Below are 17,254 nucleotides of genomic sequence, written 5' to 3'. Positions count from 1 at the left end.
AAGCCATCCCGGAGCAAGCTAGCTGGCGCCGAAAACGCTTGCAACGTGAAGATTTGACACGACTTGGAGCCTTCGGTAAGTTGCCCCGCTCGCTCGCAGGACGGTCCGCGAGCCCCCGTCGCAGCGCTCAGACGCGCGGCGTCGACCAGCCGCCCCCCGTACATGGAACTGCGCGAGTTTTTCTCCGAAGACGCGATCAAGCTGGATCTCGAAGGCGGGACGAAGGACGAGATCCTCAAGGAACTCATCGGGCTCCTCAAGCTCGACGAGAAGTCCGAGAGCATGCTCTTCAAGATGCTGAAGCGTCGGGAGAACCTCGGGTCCACTGGTATTGGCCGCAACATCGCGATCCCGCACTGCCGCTCGCTCGTCGTGAACAAGCTGCGGGTGGCGTTCGGGCGACGGGTGGAGGGCCTGGACTTCAAGGCGATCGATGAGAAGCCGGTGCGCTTTTTCTTCCTGATCGTCGCGCCGCCGCTGGAAGTCTCAAATCAGTACCTGCCCGTGCTCGGCAAGATCGCCCAGTTCTCCAAGGAGCCTGACGTACCCGATCGCCTGCTGGGGATCCAGTCGCCCGCGGAGTTCATGGCGCTCCTCGAAGAGAAGGGTGTGTAGTTCGGGACGTCCCCCAGGGTCAGGCCCCCGCGCGGCCCGCGCATGGTGCTGATGTGTGGTAAAGTGAGTTCAGATTGGTCGGCCTACCCCGAGCTAGTGCGCTGACTCCACGCGCACGAGAGCGCCGCTGAGCCGAGTGCGCACGCGGGCAGCCAACAGGGCAGCGACCACGGCGAGGCACACCACCAGGCCCCACCACACGCCCTCGGGCCCGATCCCGAGCGGGAATGCGAGGATGGCGGCCACCGGGATCCCGATCAGCACGAACCCAACGAGATTGAGCAGCATTGGGATCCGCGTATCGCCAAGACCGCGAAGGATGCCGCTCGACACGCCCTGTATCCCGTCGAACACCTGGAACGCGGCCGCGATCGGGAGGAACCTGGCTCCGAGTGCAACAACGGCCGGCTCGATCGAGAAGGCCCTCGCCAGAGTCTCCGGCACGGCGACGATCACCAGCGCGGCGATCGCCATGAAGCCCACACCGCACACCAGCGCGGCACTGGCCTCCCGGCGTGCGCCATCGGCATCGCCGCGCCCCACGGCGTGCCCCACCAGGACGGCAGCCGCGCTCGCGGTGCCTAACGGCACCATGTAGGTGAGCGCGACGATCTGGATCGTCAGGTTGTGCGCGGCAAGGGGCACCGTGCCAAAGCGCCCAACGAGCAGCAGCGCGCCGCCGAATGCCGCCATCTCGAGCCACTGGTGCACACCGATGGGCAGGCCGATGCGCAGCATCGGCGTGAGCGCCGTCCACCGGAGCGCCGACCGCCAGGACCCGCGAAGATGCGGCCGCAGGTATCGCCAGCCGATGCCGCCGAGGATCAGCACCATGGCCCAGCGTCCGATCGACGTGGCGATGGCGGCGCCCGTGGTCCCGAGCGCTGGCGCGCCCAGACGCCCGAAGATGAGCACCCAATCCAGGAAGACGTTGAGCAGGTTGGCCCCAACGACCGTAAGGATCAGAGGCCAGACGCGGCGCATGGCTTGCAGGCTCTGGCGCAGGGCAAAGAACCAGTAGTACGCGATGGTACCCGGTACGCAGGCCAGCGTGTAGTCACCGGCAAGGGCGGCCACGTCCTCCGGCTGCCCGAGCCACCGCAACACCGGCTCGGCCGGTACGAGGACCAACGCGGCGGGCAGGGACAGGAGTGCACCCAACACGAGGCCTCGCTTCACGCCGCGTCCCGCGGCGGCCGCGTCGCCGGCACCCAGGGCCTGGGAAACGATGGGGTCGAGCGCATGCACCGCGCCCTGACCGACCATCGTGGCCAGCATCCAGTACAGGTTGCCGAGCGCACCACCCGCCATGGCCGCCGGGGACACCCGCCCGAGCATTGCCGCGTCGACGGCGCCCATCGTCATCAGCCCGACCTGCACGGCAACGATCGGTGCCGCGAGTCGCGCCACGTCGATGAGCTCGCGATGGGTCGGCCATCGCAGCGCCCCCGGCGTGGCGCCTACTCCCACTCGATCGTGGCCGGTGGCTTGGAACTCACGTCGTACACCACCCGGTTCACCCCCTTCACTTCGTTGATGATCCGACTCGACATGCGCGAAAGGACCTCGGGCGGGTACGGGTACCAGTCGGCGGTCATGCCATCGGTACTCGTGACCGCGCGCAGCGCCAGCACGTTTTCGTACGTGCGATAGTCACCCATCACGCCCACCGAGCGCACCGGCAACAACACGGCGAATGCCTGCCAGATGTCATCGTACAGCCCGGCGCTCCGGATCTCCTCGAGGTAGATGGCGTCGGCCTGGCGCAGGACCTCGAGCCGCGCCTCGGTCACGTCACCCAGGACGCGAATCGCCAGGCCCGGCCCCGGGAACGGATGCCGGCCGACCATCTCCTCGGGAAGCCCAAGTTCGCGGCCAACGTTTCGCACCTCATCCTTGAAGAGTTCGCGCAAAGGCTCGATGAGTCGGAACGTCATCCCCGGTTTGAGGCCACCGACATTGTGGTGCGTCTTGATGGTCGCCGAAGGACCGCCCTTGGCCGACACCGACTCGATGACGTCGGGATAGAGCGTGCCCTGAACGAGAAATGCAGCGTCCTTCCCTGCCTCGGCCGCGGCGTCCTCGAACACGTCGATGAACGTGTGCCCGATGATGCGTCGCTTCCGCTCCGGATCGTCCACGCCGGCCAGCGCGTCGAGAAAGCGCGCCTCGGCCCGCACCGTGACCAACCGGATCCCCAGGTGCGCCCTGAACGTGCGCTCGACCTGCTCACGCTCGTGCAGCCGCAACAGCCCCGTGTCCACGAAGATGCACGTGAGCTGGTCTCCGATGGCGCGGTGCACCAGGGCGGCGGCCACCGACGAGTCGACGCCACCGGACAAGCCGCAGATCACGTGCTGCTCGCCCACCAGATGGCGGATGCGCGCGACCTCATCCTCGATGAAGTGCCCCGGCGTCCACCCGGGGGTGCAGCGGCAGACCTCAAACAGGAAGTTGCTGATCATGTCGGCGCCCCGCGTCGTGTGGGACACCTCGGCGTGAAACTGGATGGCGTGGATCGGCCTGGATGCGTGGCGCATCGCGACCACCGGATTGTCCGCGCTCGACGCCGTCACGACGTAGCCCGGCGGCACCGACTCGATATGATCGCCGTGGCTCATCCAGACCTGCGTGCGCTCACCGGGCGCAAAGCCACTGAAGACGCCTCGTGCCTCGCCCACGGTCACTTCGGCACGGCCGTACTCACGGCGACCACCCCCCTTCACCTCCCCGCCGGCGTGCTGCGCGATCCACTGCATGCCATAACACACGCCCAGTACCGGCGCGACGTCGAGAATGCCGGGATCAAACGTCGGCGCGCCCTCATCCGTGACGGACGAGGGTCCGCCGGAAAGGATGATGCCGGTCGGCTTGAACGCCTTCACCCACTCGAGTGAGCGCGGTGGGTGGATCTCCGAATACACCCGCGCCTCTCGCACGCGCCGCGCGATGAGCTGCGTGAACTGCGACCCGCAGTCGAGAATGAGGATACGGTCGCCAGCCGCATCGCGGCCGGTGGGTCGGGCGGTGGCGTCAGCGCTCACGCGGTATCGGCTGGCTTGAAGGTGTGGACGTCCTTGAGCTTGAAGAACTGCACGTCGCGGGTCTGCAGGTCCAGGATCGCGCCACTCGGCTCGCCGTGCAGCCAGCCGCAGCCTTCGCCCGGATTCACGATCAGCGTCTCGGCGCGCGACTTCATCTCCTCGCGGTGCGTGAATCCATGAAGCACCACCTGGTGACTCTCCAGCGATCGCGGGTTGGCATCGCTGAGGTCGTGGACCATGAGGATCCGCTGCCCGCCGAGTTCCATGGAGTGCGGTCCCTCGAACAGTTCGATCCCGACGCCCCGCTGGGCGAACGCGCGCAACCCCTCGCGGTCACCGTCGTTGCGGCCAAAGACGCCGATCACGGGCATGTTGGCATCCACGAATGGCTTGAGGGAAAACGGCGCGCAGAAGTCCCCCGCATGCAGCACCAGGTTCACGCCATGCTCCTGCATGTAGCGCAACAACGCCTCGATGGCCGGGAGGCGGTCGTGCGTGTCGGACAGCAGTCCCACCTTCATCAGGTCGTCCTCCACTGCGGCGTGGTCGTCTCTCGTCGCACCAGGTCCTCGTACCGTTCGCGCGCGGTCACGATGGCCCACCGATCGCCATCCAGCAGCACCTCGGCGGCCCGCGGCCGTGCATTGTAGTTCGACGACATGCTGGAGCCGTACGCGCCCGCCGTCCAGACGCACAGGAGCGCACCCGCGTCCACGTCGTCCATCTCGCGATCGATGGCGAGGAAGTCGCCACTCTCGCAAATGGGGCCCACCACGTCGAAGGTCGCGCGGGCTGTCGTGTGGTGCACGGCGCTGATCCGGTGATACGCGTCGTAGTGCGAGGGACGCAACAGGTCCGTCATGCCCGCGTCGGTGATGAGCAGCTCGCGTCCGCCGCTGCGCTTTCGGTAGAGGACGCGCGTGAGCAGCACGCCGGACTCCGCGACCAGGAATCGCCCGGGCTCGACGATGAGTTCGAGGCCGATGCGCCGGATCGCCGGAACCACCAGCGACGCGTAGGCATCGAGGTCGGCAGGCGGTTCGTCGTCGTAGGGTACAAAGATCCCGCCACCAATGTCCACGTGCTCCAGCGTGTCGACCCCGGCCGCGCGCACCGAGGTGATGAGCTGCTCCAGTCGCTCGATACCGTCGCCATAGGGCTGCAGCTGCGAGAGCTGCGACCCGATATGCATGCCAATGGCGACAAGCGCGACGTTTGGCAGCGTCATCGCCAGGCGCGCGACGGCGTCGGCCTGGTCATACGGCACGCCGAACTTGTTTCCCTTCTGCCCGGTCTTGATGTAGTCGTGAAAACTCTCGACGGCGACCTCCGGGTTCACGCGCAGGCCCACGCGTGCGACCACGCCACGCTCACGGGCGATGGCATCGAGCATGCGCAGCTCGGTCGCCGATTCCACGGAGACGAGGTGCACGCCCGCATCGAGGGCCTCGCCGAGTTCCGCCTCCGACTTGCCGACGCCGCCAAAAATGATGTCGCGGCCGGCAAAGCCGGCGCGGCGAGCGCGGAACAGCTCTCCGCCAGACACGACGTCCACGCGGGCGCCGAGGGAACGCAGGAGCGAGAGGATGGCGAGGTTCCCGTTGGCCTTGCAGGCGTAGTGAATGCGATGCGGAATCGGCGCGAGGACCGCGTCGAGTCGCGCGAATCGCGCCGCGATCGTTGCCGAGCTGTAGGCGTAGACGGGGGTGCCCACGGCGGCCGCGAGCGCGTCCAGCGCCACGCGCTCGCCGTGCAACGTCCCGTCGACCCGGCCAAACGCCGGGCTGGATGTCAGTACGCTTTCGCCCACACGACCTCGTGCATCGCCGGTTCGCCGGTCACCATGCAGCGTGACGGAGCCGTCGGCGAACGGAACTCGGCGTCGGGGATGCAGCGGATCGTTGCTTTGGTCTCCTCCTTCACCCGGGCTTCCACAGCCGGATCGCCGTTCCAACCCGCATACACGAACGCGCCGTCCCCTTCCATGATTTCCCGGAAGCGATCGTACGTCACCGGCTCGCGGATGCTGTTGGCCTCGCGCCGCGCTCTCGCGGCCGCGAGCATGTCGGACTGAATGCTCCCCAGCACCCCGTGAATCGTGGCTGGCAGACCGTCGAGCGAAAGCGTCGCCTTGCGGCTCGCGGGCTTTCCTCCTGGCGCTTCGGCCGGCGCTGCGCCGATGAAGTTGCTGTCCCGGCGCGCGGCCATGCACGCATTCGCCTGCAGGTCGCGCGGGCCGAGTTCGAGCCGAAGCGGCACGCCGCGCAGTTCCCACTCATAGTACTTGGCGCCGGGCTTGATGCCCTCGCGCGCGTCCACGTGCACGCGCATGCGGTCGTCCCCGCGGCCGGACCACGTCTGAAGATCCTGCTTCACCCGGCTGGCGGCCTCGAGCAACTGCGCGCGCTCCTCCTCCGACTTCCAGATCGGCACGATCACGACTTCGGTGGGCGCGAGCCGGGGAGGAATGCGCAGCCCGTTGTCGTCGCCATGCGTCATCACGAGCCCGCCAATCATGCGCGTCGAGACCCCCCAGCTCGTGTTCCATGCAAACTCCATCCCACCCGACTCCGACTGGTACTGCAGCTCGAAGGCCTTCGCGAAGTTCTGCCCGAGGTTGTGCGACGTCCCCGCCTGCAAGGCTTTGTTGTCCTGCATCATGGCCTCGCACGAATACGTCCGCAGGGCGCCGGCGAACTTCTCGCTCGGCGTCTTGAGACCGGTGAGCACCGGCATCGCCATGTGCTCCTCCATGAACTTGCGGTAGACGCCGAGGATCAGGCGCGCTTCGGTCTCCGCTTCATCGTGCGTGGCGTGCGCTGTGTGGCCTTCCTGCCAGAGAAACTCCAGCGTGCGCAGGAACAGGCGTGTCCGCATCTCCCAGCGGACCACGTTCGCCCACTGATTGATCAGGATGGGCAGGTCGCGATAGCTCTGCACCCACTTGGCGAACATCGAATAGATGATCGTCTCCGACGTGGGCCGCACGACGAGCGGCTCCTCGAGCTTCTTGCCGCCGCCATGCGTGACGACCGCGGCCTCCGGCGCAAAACCCTCGACATGTTCAGCCTCCTTGTGCAGGAAGCTTTCGGGGATGAAAAGCGGGAAGTAGGCGTTGCGGTGTCCCGTGGCCTTGAAGGCGTCGTCCAGCGCACGCTGCATGCGCTCCCAGATACCGTAGCCATCGGGACGGATCACCATGCACCCACGCACGGGCGAGTAGTCCGCCAGCTGCGCGCGCAACACGACTTCGTTGTACCACGCGCTGAAGTCCTCGGCGCGAGTGGTCAGCTTCTTGTCATCGGACATCGGACATCGGGACGGCGGATGGACTGATGGACGGGCGCCAGAGGCGCGTGGACGGAGCGGCGGAGTCACGGGGCGCGGGATCGACCCGCATGCCGTACAGCATCACGGTCGATCGGTCGCGCCACCCATTCGGCCCTTGATGCGGGCCAGCAGCTGCTCCACGTGGATCACGTGCTGGGTGCCATCGCCAAAGGACTTGAGCTCCACCTCGCCGCTGTCGCCGTAGCCCTGCCCCACCATCACCACCTCGCGCGCGCCGGCGGCGTGCGCGGCCTTGAGCTGCTTTCCCAGAGCCTGCTCACGGAGCGGCGATTCCACGCGTGCCCCGACCGCGCGCAGCTGCGTGGCCACGCGAACCGCGGAGAGCCGATGCGCAGCGTCGAGCGGCGCGACCCAGAAGTCCAACGACGGCGTGCCGCTCGGCAGCTTCTCACGCGCCCTCAGCAGTTCGGTGAGCACCACATCGCCCATGCCAAACCCGAGGGCGGGCATCGGCGCACCGCCCAGCGCCTGCAGGAGGTTGTCGTAGCGCCCGCCGCCGCAGATCGCGCGGAAGTCACCGCGCGCGTCGAACAGCTCGAACACGATGCCCGTGTAGTAGGCCAGCCCCCTGACGATCGTCAGGTCCAGCTCAACGTAATCCCGCACACCGTGGGCTTCGAGCAGGTCGAAGTAACGTTGCAGATCGCCGATGATCCGCGTGCCTTCGTCCGTGCGCGCAAACCGTTCGCTGAACGCGATGTCCGTCACCCCTCGTGTTCCCTGTACCAGCGCCAGAACCTCTTCGGCGGCGTCCTTCGCGACGCCCGCCTCGGTCATGCGCCCGACCAGCACGTCAAACGGATCACGCTCGACCTTGTCGACCGCGGCGAAGACGGTCGGCATCTGCGACCCACTCACGCCGATCGCCGACAGCATGGCCGTCAGCAGGCGGCGGTCGGAGATGCGGGCCCGCACGTCCCGAGGGCCGAGACCGCAGGCTCTCATGATGGTGCAGGCCACCGCGAGCAACTCCGCATCAGCCGCGACATCACTCTCGCCAAAGATGTCGACGTTCAACTGGAAGTGTTCGCGCAAGCGCCCCTTCTGCTGCCGCTCGTAGCGGAACAGCTGAGGGACCGAAAACCAGCGAACCGGCTTGCGGAGTGCGTTGGCCCGGGCCGCGACCATTCGCGCAACGGTCGGCGTCATTTCAGGCCGAAGGGCGACCGCGCGATCGCCCTTGTCCACGAAGTTGTACAGCTGGCCGACGATCTCGTCGCCGCTCTTCTTCGTGTACAGATCCAGCGGCTCGAGCGGCGGACCGTCGTACTCCACGTACCCGAACTGCCGAGCCACGTCGCGCCAGCGGTCGAAGAGCCACGACCGCTGGGCAAAGCTCTCGGGATAGAAGTCTCTGAATCCGGGCAAGGCCCCAGCTGACATTCGCTAAACCTAGTCGGCAAGAGGACTTACGTGCAAGCGAGCCATGGCATCGCCGACCGTATGGAATGACCCGGTCACCAGAGCGGTCCCGCCACTCCGCTCCCCGATCGCTAGCGCCTCCTCAAACTCGGGCGCCCTCGTCACCTGCACCCCCAGGGTCCCGGCGAACGTCGCCACGTCATCGAGATTCCACGCTCGACTGCTCGGCGCGGTTGGAGCGTTGGTCAACACCAGGTGAGAGACGTGTTCGGCCAGGGCCTCGAGCACGCCGCGCCAGTCCTTGTCGGCCAGCACGCACACCACGGCCGTGATCGGTGATGGCGGCGCCACCTCACGCAGCGTGCGCACCAGCACCCGCGCACCGTCGGGATTGTGCGCGACGTCAAAGATCCATCGTCCCACCTGGTGAAAGCGACCGGGAAGCCTCACCGCTTCCAGCGAGCGGATCGCGGCATCCCATCCCGGCCAGTAGGCGGCACCGGCCTCGCGCAGCGTCAGCAGCGCGACGGTCGTGTTCGACGCCTGGTGCGCACCAGCGAGCGGAGTGTGGACCTGGCGCTTGCCAGTCTCCGTCGCCAACCGAAACGTGGTACCGCGAGCACTCGGCACCACATCATGCGGCGGCATGGCGCGCCACGCGTCCACGATCGGCGTGGCCCCACGGGCGCGCGCGTGCCCGGCGAGGACGGACGCGATCGCCGCATCACTCTCGCCAATCACCGCCGCCGAGCGCGCCTTGAAGATCCCCGCCTTCTCGCCGGCGATCGCCTCACGCGTGCGCCCGAGGATCTCCACGTGATCGAAGCCGATCCCGGTGACCGTCGACACGAGCGGACGCACGACATTTGTGGCGTCGAGGCGGCCGCCGAGCCCTGTCTCCACGATGGCGATGTCCACGTCACGACGGGCGAACCAGGCAAAGGCCATCGCCGTCGTGGCCTCGAAGAACGTCACGCCGAGTTCCTCGACCGTTGGCGTCCATCGTTCGAGGAAACGCATGACATAGTCGGCGTCGATCGGCGCACCGTTCACGAGGAACCGCTCGCGGAAATCCACAAGGTGCGGCGAGGTGTAGCGGCCGACCTTGAGGCCCTGGGCGCGCAGCATCGCATCCAGGGTCGCGCAGACGCTGCCCTTCCCGTTCGTGCCGGCGACGTGGATGACGCGCAGCATGAGGTGGGGGTTCCCCAGGATCCGGAGGAAGGCCTCGGTGCGTTCGAGCCCGAACTTGCTGACGCCGGTCGTTCGTGCGAAGAGCGCGTCGAGGGCGCGCCGGTACCCCGTCAGCTCGTCGCCCATCCCGCCGCGGCCGGCTTGCCGCTCATGTGTCGCAACAGCCTGCCTAACGTTGGCTTCAGCTCCTTGCGGTGCGCCACGAGGTCGAGCATCCCGTGGTCAAGGAGGAACTCCGCGGTCTGGAACCCCTCGGGCAGGTCCTGGCCCAGCGTCTGCTTGATGACGCGCGGACCGGCAAAGCCGATTACCGCCCCTGGCTCGGCGATGATCGCGTCGCCGAGCATCGCGTAACTCGCGCTCACGCCACCCGTCGTGGGGTTGGTGAGTACGGACACATACGGTATGCGGCGGTCGGCCAGCTGGGAAAGCACGGCGGAGACTTTGCCCATCTGCATGAGCGAGAGCACGCCTTCCTGCATTCGGGCGCCGCCTGACGACGAGACCACGATGAGCGGATGTTTGCGCTCCAGTGAACGCTGCGCCAGCCGCGCGATCTTCTCGCCGACGACCGATCCCATGGAACCACCCATGAACGCAAAGTCCATCACGCCAAGGTTCACCGGCATGTCGCCGAGCTTCCCCGCCACGGTCAGGATGGCGTCCATCTCGCCGGCGTTCGTCCGCGCCTTCTTGAGCCGCGTGGAATAGTCCGGAAAGCCGAGCGGGTCCGTCGACCGCATGTCGGCGTCGGTCTCCTCCCACGAGTTGTCGTCCATGATGATCTGGACGTACTCGAGCGCACGGATCCGCCGATGATAGTCGCAGCTGGGGCAGACGTTGAAGTTCCGGGCGAACTTCTCCCGGATATCGGTGTGCCCGCAGGCCTCGCATTTCTCCCAGACATCGGCCGGTATCTCCAGGCGTTCACGTCTCGGCTGGCGGGCCTTCTTCTCCTTACGGAACCATGCCATTTCGGGAAGATGGTGGCAGCGGGGGGTCCGTCGGAAGTGCCGACGCGATCGCGTCGGGCACTGAACGGGCGTGGCAGAAACCCGGGATCCATCACGAGTGCGCCGACCACGTCCGGGCCTCGCGGATGGGTACCGCCTCACGAGGCAATCACCTCTGCCCTCTCGGCGCGCGTCGGCTGCTCCAGCGGTCCATCGATGCCCACGCCCCGGGGAGCATCGGCGTCGGCGATCTGTCGTAACTCGCCCTGAAGCGCGCGTGCGTGTCGGCCTATCGGATCCCGATCGGGAGCCCGTCGGCTTCTCCCCGACCTTCGCTGGAGATCCGTATCAGGATGCCTACCGCCAGCCAGCTGGCCAGCATTGCCGAGCCCCCGTAGGAGAAGAACGGCAGCGGAATGCCGGTGATCGGCATGAGGTTGAGCGTCATGCCGATGTTCTCGATGACGTGGACGAACCAGCTGCCCAGCAGCCCGAACGCGACGAGAGAGCTGAAGCTGTCATTCGCACGCGACGCGACGCGGATCACGCGCAGAAAGAGGAACAGGAACAACATCAGGGCCAGGCTCACGCCGAGGAATCCCAGTTCTTCGCCGACGACGGCAAAGATGAAGTCCGTGGTTTGTTCGGGCAGGAACGCCCCGCGCTTCTGCGTCCCGTCAAGGTACCCGCGCCCGGTGAGGCCGCCCGAGCCGATCGCGATCTGGCTCTGGAGCACGTGATACCCCGACGCCCTGGGATCCTGCGACGGGTCGAGGAACACGAGCAGTCGCCGTTGCTGATAGGGATTGAGCTTCTCCCACAGAATCGGTGCGGCCACGCCCATCACCACGTTGGCGACGATCAGGACCACGCCCTCCACCACGTACGGTTTGTACCACAGCACGACCGCGATGAGGATGAGGAACCACGCGCCCCACAGGCCCGTGCTGAACGCCAGGACCAGCGAGACCGCCGGGCTCGCGACGAGCAGGAGGAGCGGCCATGACACGCCGGCCCAGAAGAGCATCGCGAAGAAGATGCCGATGAAGACCATGCCCGTCCCGAGATCGGGCTGCGCCATCACGAGAACCCACGGAATCAGCACGGCAACCGCAGGCTTCCACAGCTCAACCAGCGACTTGGGCGGGTCGCGACGGGCCGACAGGAGTCGCGCGAGCATGAGCACCACGGCGACCTTTGCCAGCTCCGCTGGCTGACCGAGGCGCACCCCGCCGATCGTGAGCCAGCCCTTCATCCCGGTGGCCGTGCCTGCACCGGATCCGAGGAACAACCACGTCACGGTGAGCAACACGACGGAGAGCGCATACGCGGGCACCGTCGCCCACTCGAGAAACCGAACGGAGGCGCGGGACACCACGAACGCTCCCGCCACCGCCAGGCCAAACCACATGAGCTGGCGCTGATAGGCCACCAGGTCTGCGGCAACGCGCGCATCGGTCTGGCCCGCCGAGTAGACGACGGCGATGCCGTACGCGGAGAGCAGCAGCGCGATGATGGCCAACGGATAGTCGGCCACGACCTTCCGGATCAATTGCCCTCCACGTTCAGCGGCTCGATCGCGGGACGCTTGAGATAGTGCGAGATCACCTTCGAGGCGATGCGGGCGGCCGCATAGCCATGCTCACCCTGCCACAACATCACCGCCACCACGATCTTCGGGTCGTTCTGTGGCGCAAAACCGACGAACCAGGCGTGATCACGCGCCGTTTCGTTCTGCGCGGTGCCGGTCTTGCCGGCGAGCTGCACGCCCTGAATCGCTGCACTGGCGGCGGTGCCACGCCCCGACACCACGTCGCCCATCGCCGAGCGCAGCCCTTCGAGCTGCTCCTTCGTGAGCTTCATGATCGGGACACGCTCCGGCGAGCGGGCCACGACCTCCGGTCGCGCGGCGCTCCCATCGGTGGCCAGCGCGGTGTAGAACCGCGCCATGTTCAGTACGGTTTGTGTGTTGCGCCCCTGGCCGATGGACAGGTTGAGCGTCTCACCGTTGCTCCACTTGCCCTTTCCGTAGATGCGATCGAAGTACTCGACTGCGCTCGGCCACTGCGGCGACTGTTCGTTCGGCAGGTCGATACCCGACCGCTCGCCCATCTTGAGCGACACGCCTCCTGCCAGCAACCGTGACAGCGTGATGCGGAGGCCGAGCTGGTAGAAGTAGGTGTCGCACGACTTGGCGATCGCCTGCGTCAGGTTCACATTGCCGTGCCCCTTCTTGTCCCAGCAGCGCCAGTATCGCGAGCCGTACTGATAGCCACCGTTGCACGGGCGCTCCATGTGCGTGTCGAAGGTGGCAATGCCCTCCTCGAGCGCGATCGCGGCCGTGGCCAGCTTGAACGTCGACGCCGGCGGATACCGCCCCTGCATTGCCTTGTTGTACAGAGGCTGCCGCGGGTCGTCACGCAGCGCATTCCAGTAGTCCGCGGGAATCCCGCCGACGAACCGGTTGGGATCGAACGAAGGGGCGCTGTGCAGCGCGAGCACCGCCCCGGTCACCGGATCCATGGCGACCACGCCCGCCACCAGCGTGTCACCGAGATAGTTCGCCACGAACCGCTGCAGATCGAGATCGATGTTCGTGCGCAGCACTTTCCCCGCCACCGGCAGCACGTCGGGGCGATCCGACTGGTCACGCACCACGCGGCCGCGCGCGTCGACCTCCACGAAGCGGCTGCCTTCCACGCCACGCAACTCCCCCTCGTACTGCTTCTCGAGCCCGCCCTTCCCGATCTCCATCCCGCTCTGGTAGCCCTCGTACTGCGGGGAGGTGAGTTCCTTCTCCGAGATCTCCCCGGTGTAACCCGTGAACGCCGCAACGGCCGGGCCGTCCGGGTAATAGCGCTTGGGCGCCGACTGGATGATCAGGCTGGGGAACTCGCCACGGTGCTCCTCGAGCACGGACACCTGGTCAAACGAGGCGTCGGCGAGTACCACGGTCGGACGATTGGGCTCGCGCCGGTACCGGCGGACCGCCGCCTCGATCGCCTCGGGCGTGAACGCGATGATGGACGTCAGGCGCGTAAGGGTGGCGCGCAGCGAATCGGCGGACGAGCCAAGGATCGAGACCGAATACCCCGGGACGTTCTCGGCGATGACCTCGCCATGTCGATCGTAGATGATGCCCCGCGCCGCGGGAATCGGAACCTCCCGCAGGCGGTTGCGCTCGGACGACAGGCGATAGCCCGCCGCATCGAGCACCTGGGCTCGAAAGAAGGCCGCAGCGAGGACGCCGATCGCGACCAGCACCACCCCGCCGGCCACGCGTCCGCGCCGCTGCACATCGTTTGGATGGAAGCTCATGTCGCGTTGGCCTCCAGCATCCCGCGGAAAAGCATCAGGACCACGAGCCCGAGCAGCGCGGTCTGCGCGGCGGCGAGCGGCGACCACAACGCGATCTGGGCCGCCGCCTCCAGCAGGGTCCGCTGACGCTCGAGCACGATGAACAACGCATCGAACACCCACTTCCCCACGAAGAAGAAGAAGGCGTGCAGGGCCACGTTGTCAGAAAAGAATACCGCCTTGAGCCACGATGCCGCGAACCCAAGGACCGAAAGCGCGAACGCCGCGATGCCGAAGGCGCCCGGAGACAGCGAATCGGCGAGCAGTCCCGTAACGAACCCGAGTATGGCGGCAACGCCAGGCCGCACCCGCACCGCAGCCAGCATGACCGCCACCACGAGGAAATCCGGCTGCGCCCGCCATTGCATGAGCGGCCGAACCGAGAAGTGCAAAGCGAGCAGGAACGCGAACAGGAGCGCGATCCGCACGACTTTCTGAAGACTCATGGGCGTCGCCGCGCTGTGGAATCGCGCCGCGCCGGCTCCGGCGCCACGGCCATTGAGTCACGGCGCGCCGGGACCCCGCCACCGAGCGGCCTCGCCAACCCGGTGTCCGGCGCTGCACCGAGCGCAGACACCGAGTCAGCCGCGCGCTGTCTGGCGATCGAGTCGACGGCCTGTCGTCGGGCCAGCGAGTCTCCAGCCGCCACCACGCGCGCCACGACGGCCGTTCCGGCGCCGACCGTGTCCCATATCCCCGAGAGGTTCTCCGAAACGAGCGATGGGGAAAGCACCATCACATTCGACACGTCCTGCGGCCGCACGGACGGACGCAGGAGATAGGTTCGCGACCATTGCTCCGTGGTCCTGAGTTCGCCGATCACGGTCCCGATGAGGATCCCGCGCGGAAACACACCGCCGAGCCCTGAGGATGTCACGAGGGCGCCGGGCTTGAGCACGTCGCGGAACGCCACGCCGCGCAGCTCGAGCAGCAGCCGCTCCGGCCCCGCACACGCCGCTTCGCCGGCCCCCGCGCATGCGGCGTCATTGCCACTCAGGTGTGGCCCGACGATGCCGAACGTCTCGCCGTCGGCCGACATCGCCGACACGCGAAAGTCGGGGTGCGAAAACAGGATGGCCTGGCTCGAGGTCTGACCAACCGACGTCACGAGCCCCACGACGCCCTGCGGCGCCACCACGGCGGAGCGCGGCACGACACCCGCGCGGGAGCCCACGGTGAGCAGGAGCGCATGGCTGTCACCGAGATCCTGGCCATGGAGCGCCTCGGCAGGAACGAACCCCTGTCGGAGGTTGCGGCCCAGGGCCAGCAGCTGGCGAAGCCGCGCGTTCTCGCCCTCGAGCTGGCTCAGCTGCGTCACGCGCAGGGCCAGCGAGTCGAGCTGCATGGCCACATGTTCCCGGTCGGCGAGCGCCGTCCTGGCCCGCTCGCTCCGCACCTGGAGCGCGAAGAGCGGCGCGGCAACCGTACGCTGGATGACTCCGGCGATGGCGTCGCGGGTCGAGCCAGGCAGGACCATGGCGAGCAGGGCGAGCAGCGCGCAGACGACGAGCAGCGCCGCGTCGACCCGTGTGCCACCCCGCGCGGCGCGCGCCATCACCGTGCCCGACTACGCCGAAAGGACGGAGAAGTACTTCTGCTCGTCGTCGAGGATGCGCCCCACGCCGCGCACGACGCAGGTCAGCGGGTCTTCGTCGACGTGGATCGGCAGGCCAGTCTCGTGCTGCAGGATGACGTCGAGACCGCGAATGAGCGCGCCACCGCCGGTCATCACGATCCCGCGATCGACGATGTCGCTGGCCAGCTCCGGCGGCGTGATCTCGAGCGCGCGGCGCACGGCGTCCACGATCTGCTGGATCGGCTCCTGGATCGCCTCGCGGATCTCCGAGGAGTGGATGTGCACGATCTTCGGGATACCCGACACGAGGTCGCGTCCCTTGACGTCCATCTCGCGCTCCTCTCCAAGCGGCGCCGCGGACCCGACGTGGATCTTGATCTGCTCCGCAGTCGGCTCCCCGATGAGCAGGTTGTAGTTCTTGCGCATGAACTGGACAATGGCGGTGTCCAGCTCGTCGCCGGCGGTGCGGATGGAGGTATCGGAGACGATGCCGGAGAGGGCGATCACCGCGATCTCGGTGGTGCCGCCACCGATGTCGATCACCATGTTGCCGGTCGGCGTTTCGATGGGGAGGCCGACGCCGATGGCCGCGGCCATCGGCTCGGCGACCATGAAGACCTCCTTCGCCCCGGCGCCGAGTGCCGAGTCTCGCACGGCGCGCTTCTCGACTTCGGTGATCCCGGATGGCACGCAGACGATCACGCGCGGCTTGATCTTGAACATCCGGTTCTTGATGATGAGCTCCAGGAAGTACCGGAGCATCTTTTCGGTCACATCGAAGTCGGCGATGACGCCGTCCTTCATGGGCCGGACGGCGATGACGCCATCGGGCGTGCGGCCGAGCATGCGCTTGGCCTCGAGCCCGACGCCCTTGACCTTCTTGGTCTCACGGTCCATCGCCACGACGGAGGGCTCGTTGAGGACGATACCCTCCCCCTTCACGTAGATGAGCGTGTTCGCCGTTCCGAGGTCGACAGCGATCGCGTTCGCGGGAAAGAGCTTGCCGGCCTTGGGGAAGGGCCAACGCATGTATGAGGACACCTTGGCGCCCGTGACCGCGCCGGTGAGTTGGGAGCCTGCTGGGGTGGAGCGACTCTAAGCTAGCGCTGCACGTAACAGGGTGCAAGGCGTTGCCAAATCACAACCTAGGCGCTCTCCCACCCCTCACGTCGGGCTGGCTTGCGCACCGGTGAAAGGACGACCAACGCGACCAGGCGTCTCGCAACCGGGGCCGTCAGGCTGACCGACCGCGCGAGCCGCGCGCGACTGGGGTGCCGCCGGCCTCCGGCGCTCACGCGCCGGTCACGCCCGTGGAGCCAAAGCCACCCCCTCCGCGCACCGTGTCATCGAGCGCGTCGACCTCGCCAAGCACGGGTGCCTCGAAGCGCGCAAAGACCAGCTGCGCAATGCGGTCGCCACGCCTAACGAGCACCGGATCCGCACCAAGGTTCACGAGAATCACCTTCAGCTCACCGCGATAGTCGGGGTCGATCGTCCCCGGCGCGTTAGGCACGCTCAGCCCGTGCCGCAGGGCGAGCCCCGAGCGTGGCCGCACCTGCATCTCCATCCCGGGCGGCAAGGCGAAGGCGAACCCCGTGGCCACCGCACGCCGCTCGAGCGGCGCCAGCGTGAAGTCGGGCTCTGCCGAGCACACGTCATACCCTGCCGCGTCGGCGCTCTGCCGCGCCGGCAATGGCAGGTCGGGATTGTGGGGAAGGCGACGGACGTGCACGGGCATGGGCGGGTGGGCGAAGAACCGTGAGACAACGCGCGTGATGCGTGCAAAGGCGCGCACAACCGTT

The 17,254-nt window shown here is 67.3% G+C and carries 15 protein-coding genes; 1 reads left to right on the top strand and 14 read right to left on the bottom strand.

Annotated elements, in window-relative coordinates; genetic code table 11:
- Nucleotides 1-162 precede the first annotated feature (162 nt).
- Nucleotides 163-615 carry a PTS sugar transporter subunit IIA gene (locus IT361_17190; GenBank protein MCC6319410.1) on the top strand — a complete coding sequence of 151 codons (453 nt, stop codon included), beginning with the start codon at nt 163-165 and terminating at the stop codon, nt 613-615.
- A gap of 93 nt (nt 616-708) precedes the next feature.
- On the opposite strand, the gene IT361_17185 is transcribed toward IT361_17190, so the two are convergent.
- From IT361_17185 to dut, 14 genes are all read right to left on the bottom strand, one after another.
- Nucleotides 709-2,025: an MATE family efflux transporter gene (locus IT361_17185; GenBank protein MCC6319409.1), complete on the bottom strand. Its 1,317-nt coding sequence runs from the start codon at nt 2,023-2,025 to the stop codon at nt 709-711.
- 50 nt (nt 2,026-2,075) lie between these two features.
- Nucleotides 2,076-3,659 (bottom strand): glutamine-hydrolyzing GMP synthase, encoded by a 1,584-nt coding sequence (gene guaA / locus IT361_17180; protein MCC6319408.1) that lies wholly within the window; start codon nt 3,657-3,659, stop codon nt 2,076-2,078.
- The gene (locus IT361_17175) at nt 3,656-4,180 is read right to left on the bottom strand and encodes a metallophosphoesterase (protein ID MCC6319407.1); all 525 of its coding nucleotides are present in this window, start codon (nt 4,178-4,180) and stop codon (nt 3,656-3,658) included. Before IT361_17175 ends, guaA begins: the two co-directional genes overlap by 4 nt.
- Nucleotides 4,180-5,469, bottom strand: coding sequence for a diaminopimelate decarboxylase (lysA, locus tag IT361_17170; protein MCC6319406.1), 1,290 nt, complete (start codon nt 5,467-5,469; stop codon nt 4,180-4,182). Before lysA ends, IT361_17175 begins: the two co-directional genes overlap by 1 nt.
- Nucleotides 5,451-6,968 carry a proline--tRNA ligase gene (locus IT361_17165; GenBank protein MCC6319405.1) on the bottom strand — a complete coding sequence of 506 codons (1,518 nt, stop codon included), beginning with the start codon at nt 6,966-6,968 and terminating at the stop codon, nt 5,451-5,453. Before IT361_17165 ends, lysA begins: the two co-directional genes overlap by 19 nt.
- Before the next feature lie 102 nt (nt 6,969-7,070).
- Entirely contained in the window at nt 7,071-8,393 is a 1,323-nt protein-coding gene (locus IT361_17160) for a histidine--tRNA ligase (GenBank protein ID MCC6319404.1), read from the bottom strand.
- Between the two features lie 9 nt (nt 8,394-8,402).
- Nucleotides 8,403-9,692, bottom strand: a complete 1,290-nt coding sequence (locus tag IT361_17155) for a bifunctional folylpolyglutamate synthase/dihydrofolate synthase (GenBank protein ID MCC6319403.1) — start codon at nt 9,690-9,692, stop codon at nt 8,403-8,405.
- Nucleotides 9,677-10,540 carry an acetyl-CoA carboxylase carboxyltransferase subunit beta gene (locus IT361_17150; protein ID MCC6319402.1) on the bottom strand — a complete coding sequence of 288 codons (864 nt, stop codon included), beginning with the start codon at nt 10,538-10,540 and terminating at the stop codon, nt 9,677-9,679. Before IT361_17150 ends, IT361_17155 begins: the two co-directional genes overlap by 16 nt.
- 268 nt (nt 10,541-10,808) lie before the next feature.
- Nucleotides 10,809-12,071: a rod shape-determining protein RodA gene (gene rodA, locus IT361_17145; protein ID MCC6319401.1), complete on the bottom strand. Its 1,263-nt coding sequence runs from the start codon at nt 12,069-12,071 to the stop codon at nt 10,809-10,811.
- A complete protein-coding gene (gene mrdA, locus IT361_17140; protein ID MCC6319400.1) occupies nt 12,068-13,837 on the bottom strand; it encodes a penicillin-binding protein 2 in 1,770 nt (589 codons plus the stop codon). Before mrdA ends, rodA begins: the two co-directional genes overlap by 4 nt.
- Complete coding sequence (gene mreD / locus IT361_17135; protein MCC6319399.1) at nt 13,834-14,322, bottom strand: rod shape-determining protein MreD; 489 nt, start codon at nt 14,320-14,322, stop codon at nt 13,834-13,836. Before mreD ends, mrdA begins: the two co-directional genes overlap by 4 nt.
- On the bottom strand, nt 14,319-15,434 hold the full coding sequence (locus IT361_17130) for a rod shape-determining protein MreC (protein ID MCC6319398.1): 1,116 nt from the start codon (nt 15,432-15,434) through the stop codon (nt 14,319-14,321). Before IT361_17130 ends, mreD begins: the two co-directional genes overlap by 4 nt.
- 9 nt (nt 15,435-15,443) lie before the next feature.
- Nucleotides 15,444-16,481 (bottom strand): rod shape-determining protein, encoded by a 1,038-nt coding sequence (locus tag IT361_17125; protein MCC6319397.1) that lies wholly within the window; start codon nt 16,479-16,481, stop codon nt 15,444-15,446.
- Between the two features lie 262 nt (nt 16,482-16,743).
- Nucleotides 16,744-17,190: a dUTP diphosphatase gene (gene dut, locus IT361_17120; protein MCC6319396.1), complete on the bottom strand. Its 447-nt coding sequence runs from the start codon at nt 17,188-17,190 to the stop codon at nt 16,744-16,746.
- Nucleotides 17,191-17,254 lie beyond the last annotated feature (64 nt).

It is taken from the genome of Gemmatimonadaceae bacterium (genome assembly GCA_020846935.1).
Taxonomy (GTDB): Bacteria; Gemmatimonadota; Gemmatimonadetes; order Gemmatimonadales; family Gemmatimonadaceae; genus RBC101.
Note: the sequence above shows the minus strand (reverse complement) of the source record. Positions and strands in the feature narration are given on the sequence as shown.

Bases quoted from the DNA above. Each gene is read 5' to 3' on its own strand.
- IT361_17190 (MCC6319410.1), top strand. From the start codon at position 163: ATGGAACTGCGCGAGTTTTTCTCCGAAGACGCGATCAAGCTGGATCTC.
- IT361_17175 (MCC6319407.1), bottom strand. From the start codon at position 4,180: ATGAAGGTGGGACTGCTGTCCGACACGCACGACCGCCTCCCGGCCATC.
- IT361_17165 (MCC6319405.1), bottom strand. From the start codon at position 6,968: ATGTCCGATGACAAGAAGCTGACCACTCGCGCCGAGGACTTCAGCGCG.
- IT361_17160 (MCC6319404.1), bottom strand. From the start codon at position 8,393: ATGTCAGCTGGGGCCTTGCCCGGATTCAGAGACTTCTATCCCGAGAGC.
- IT361_17155 (MCC6319403.1), bottom strand. From the start codon at position 9,692: ATGGGCGACGAGCTGACGGGGTACCGGCGCGCCCTCGACGCGCTCTTC.
- IT361_17150 (MCC6319402.1), bottom strand. From the start codon at position 10,540: ATGGCATGGTTCCGTAAGGAGAAGAAGGCCCGCCAGCCGAGACGTGAA.
- mrdA (MCC6319400.1), bottom strand. From the start codon at position 13,837: ATGAGCTTCCATCCAAACGATGTGCAGCGGCGCGGACGCGTGGCCGGC.
- mreD (MCC6319399.1), bottom strand. From the start codon at position 14,322: ATGAGTCTTCAGAAAGTCGTGCGGATCGCGCTCCTGTTCGCGTTCCTG.
- IT361_17125 (MCC6319397.1), bottom strand. From the start codon at position 16,481: ATGCGTTGGCCCTTCCCCAAGGCCGGCAAGCTCTTTCCCGCGAACGCG.
- dut (MCC6319396.1), bottom strand. From the start codon at position 17,190: ATGCCCGTGCACGTCCGTCGCCTTCCCCACAATCCCGACCTGCCATTG.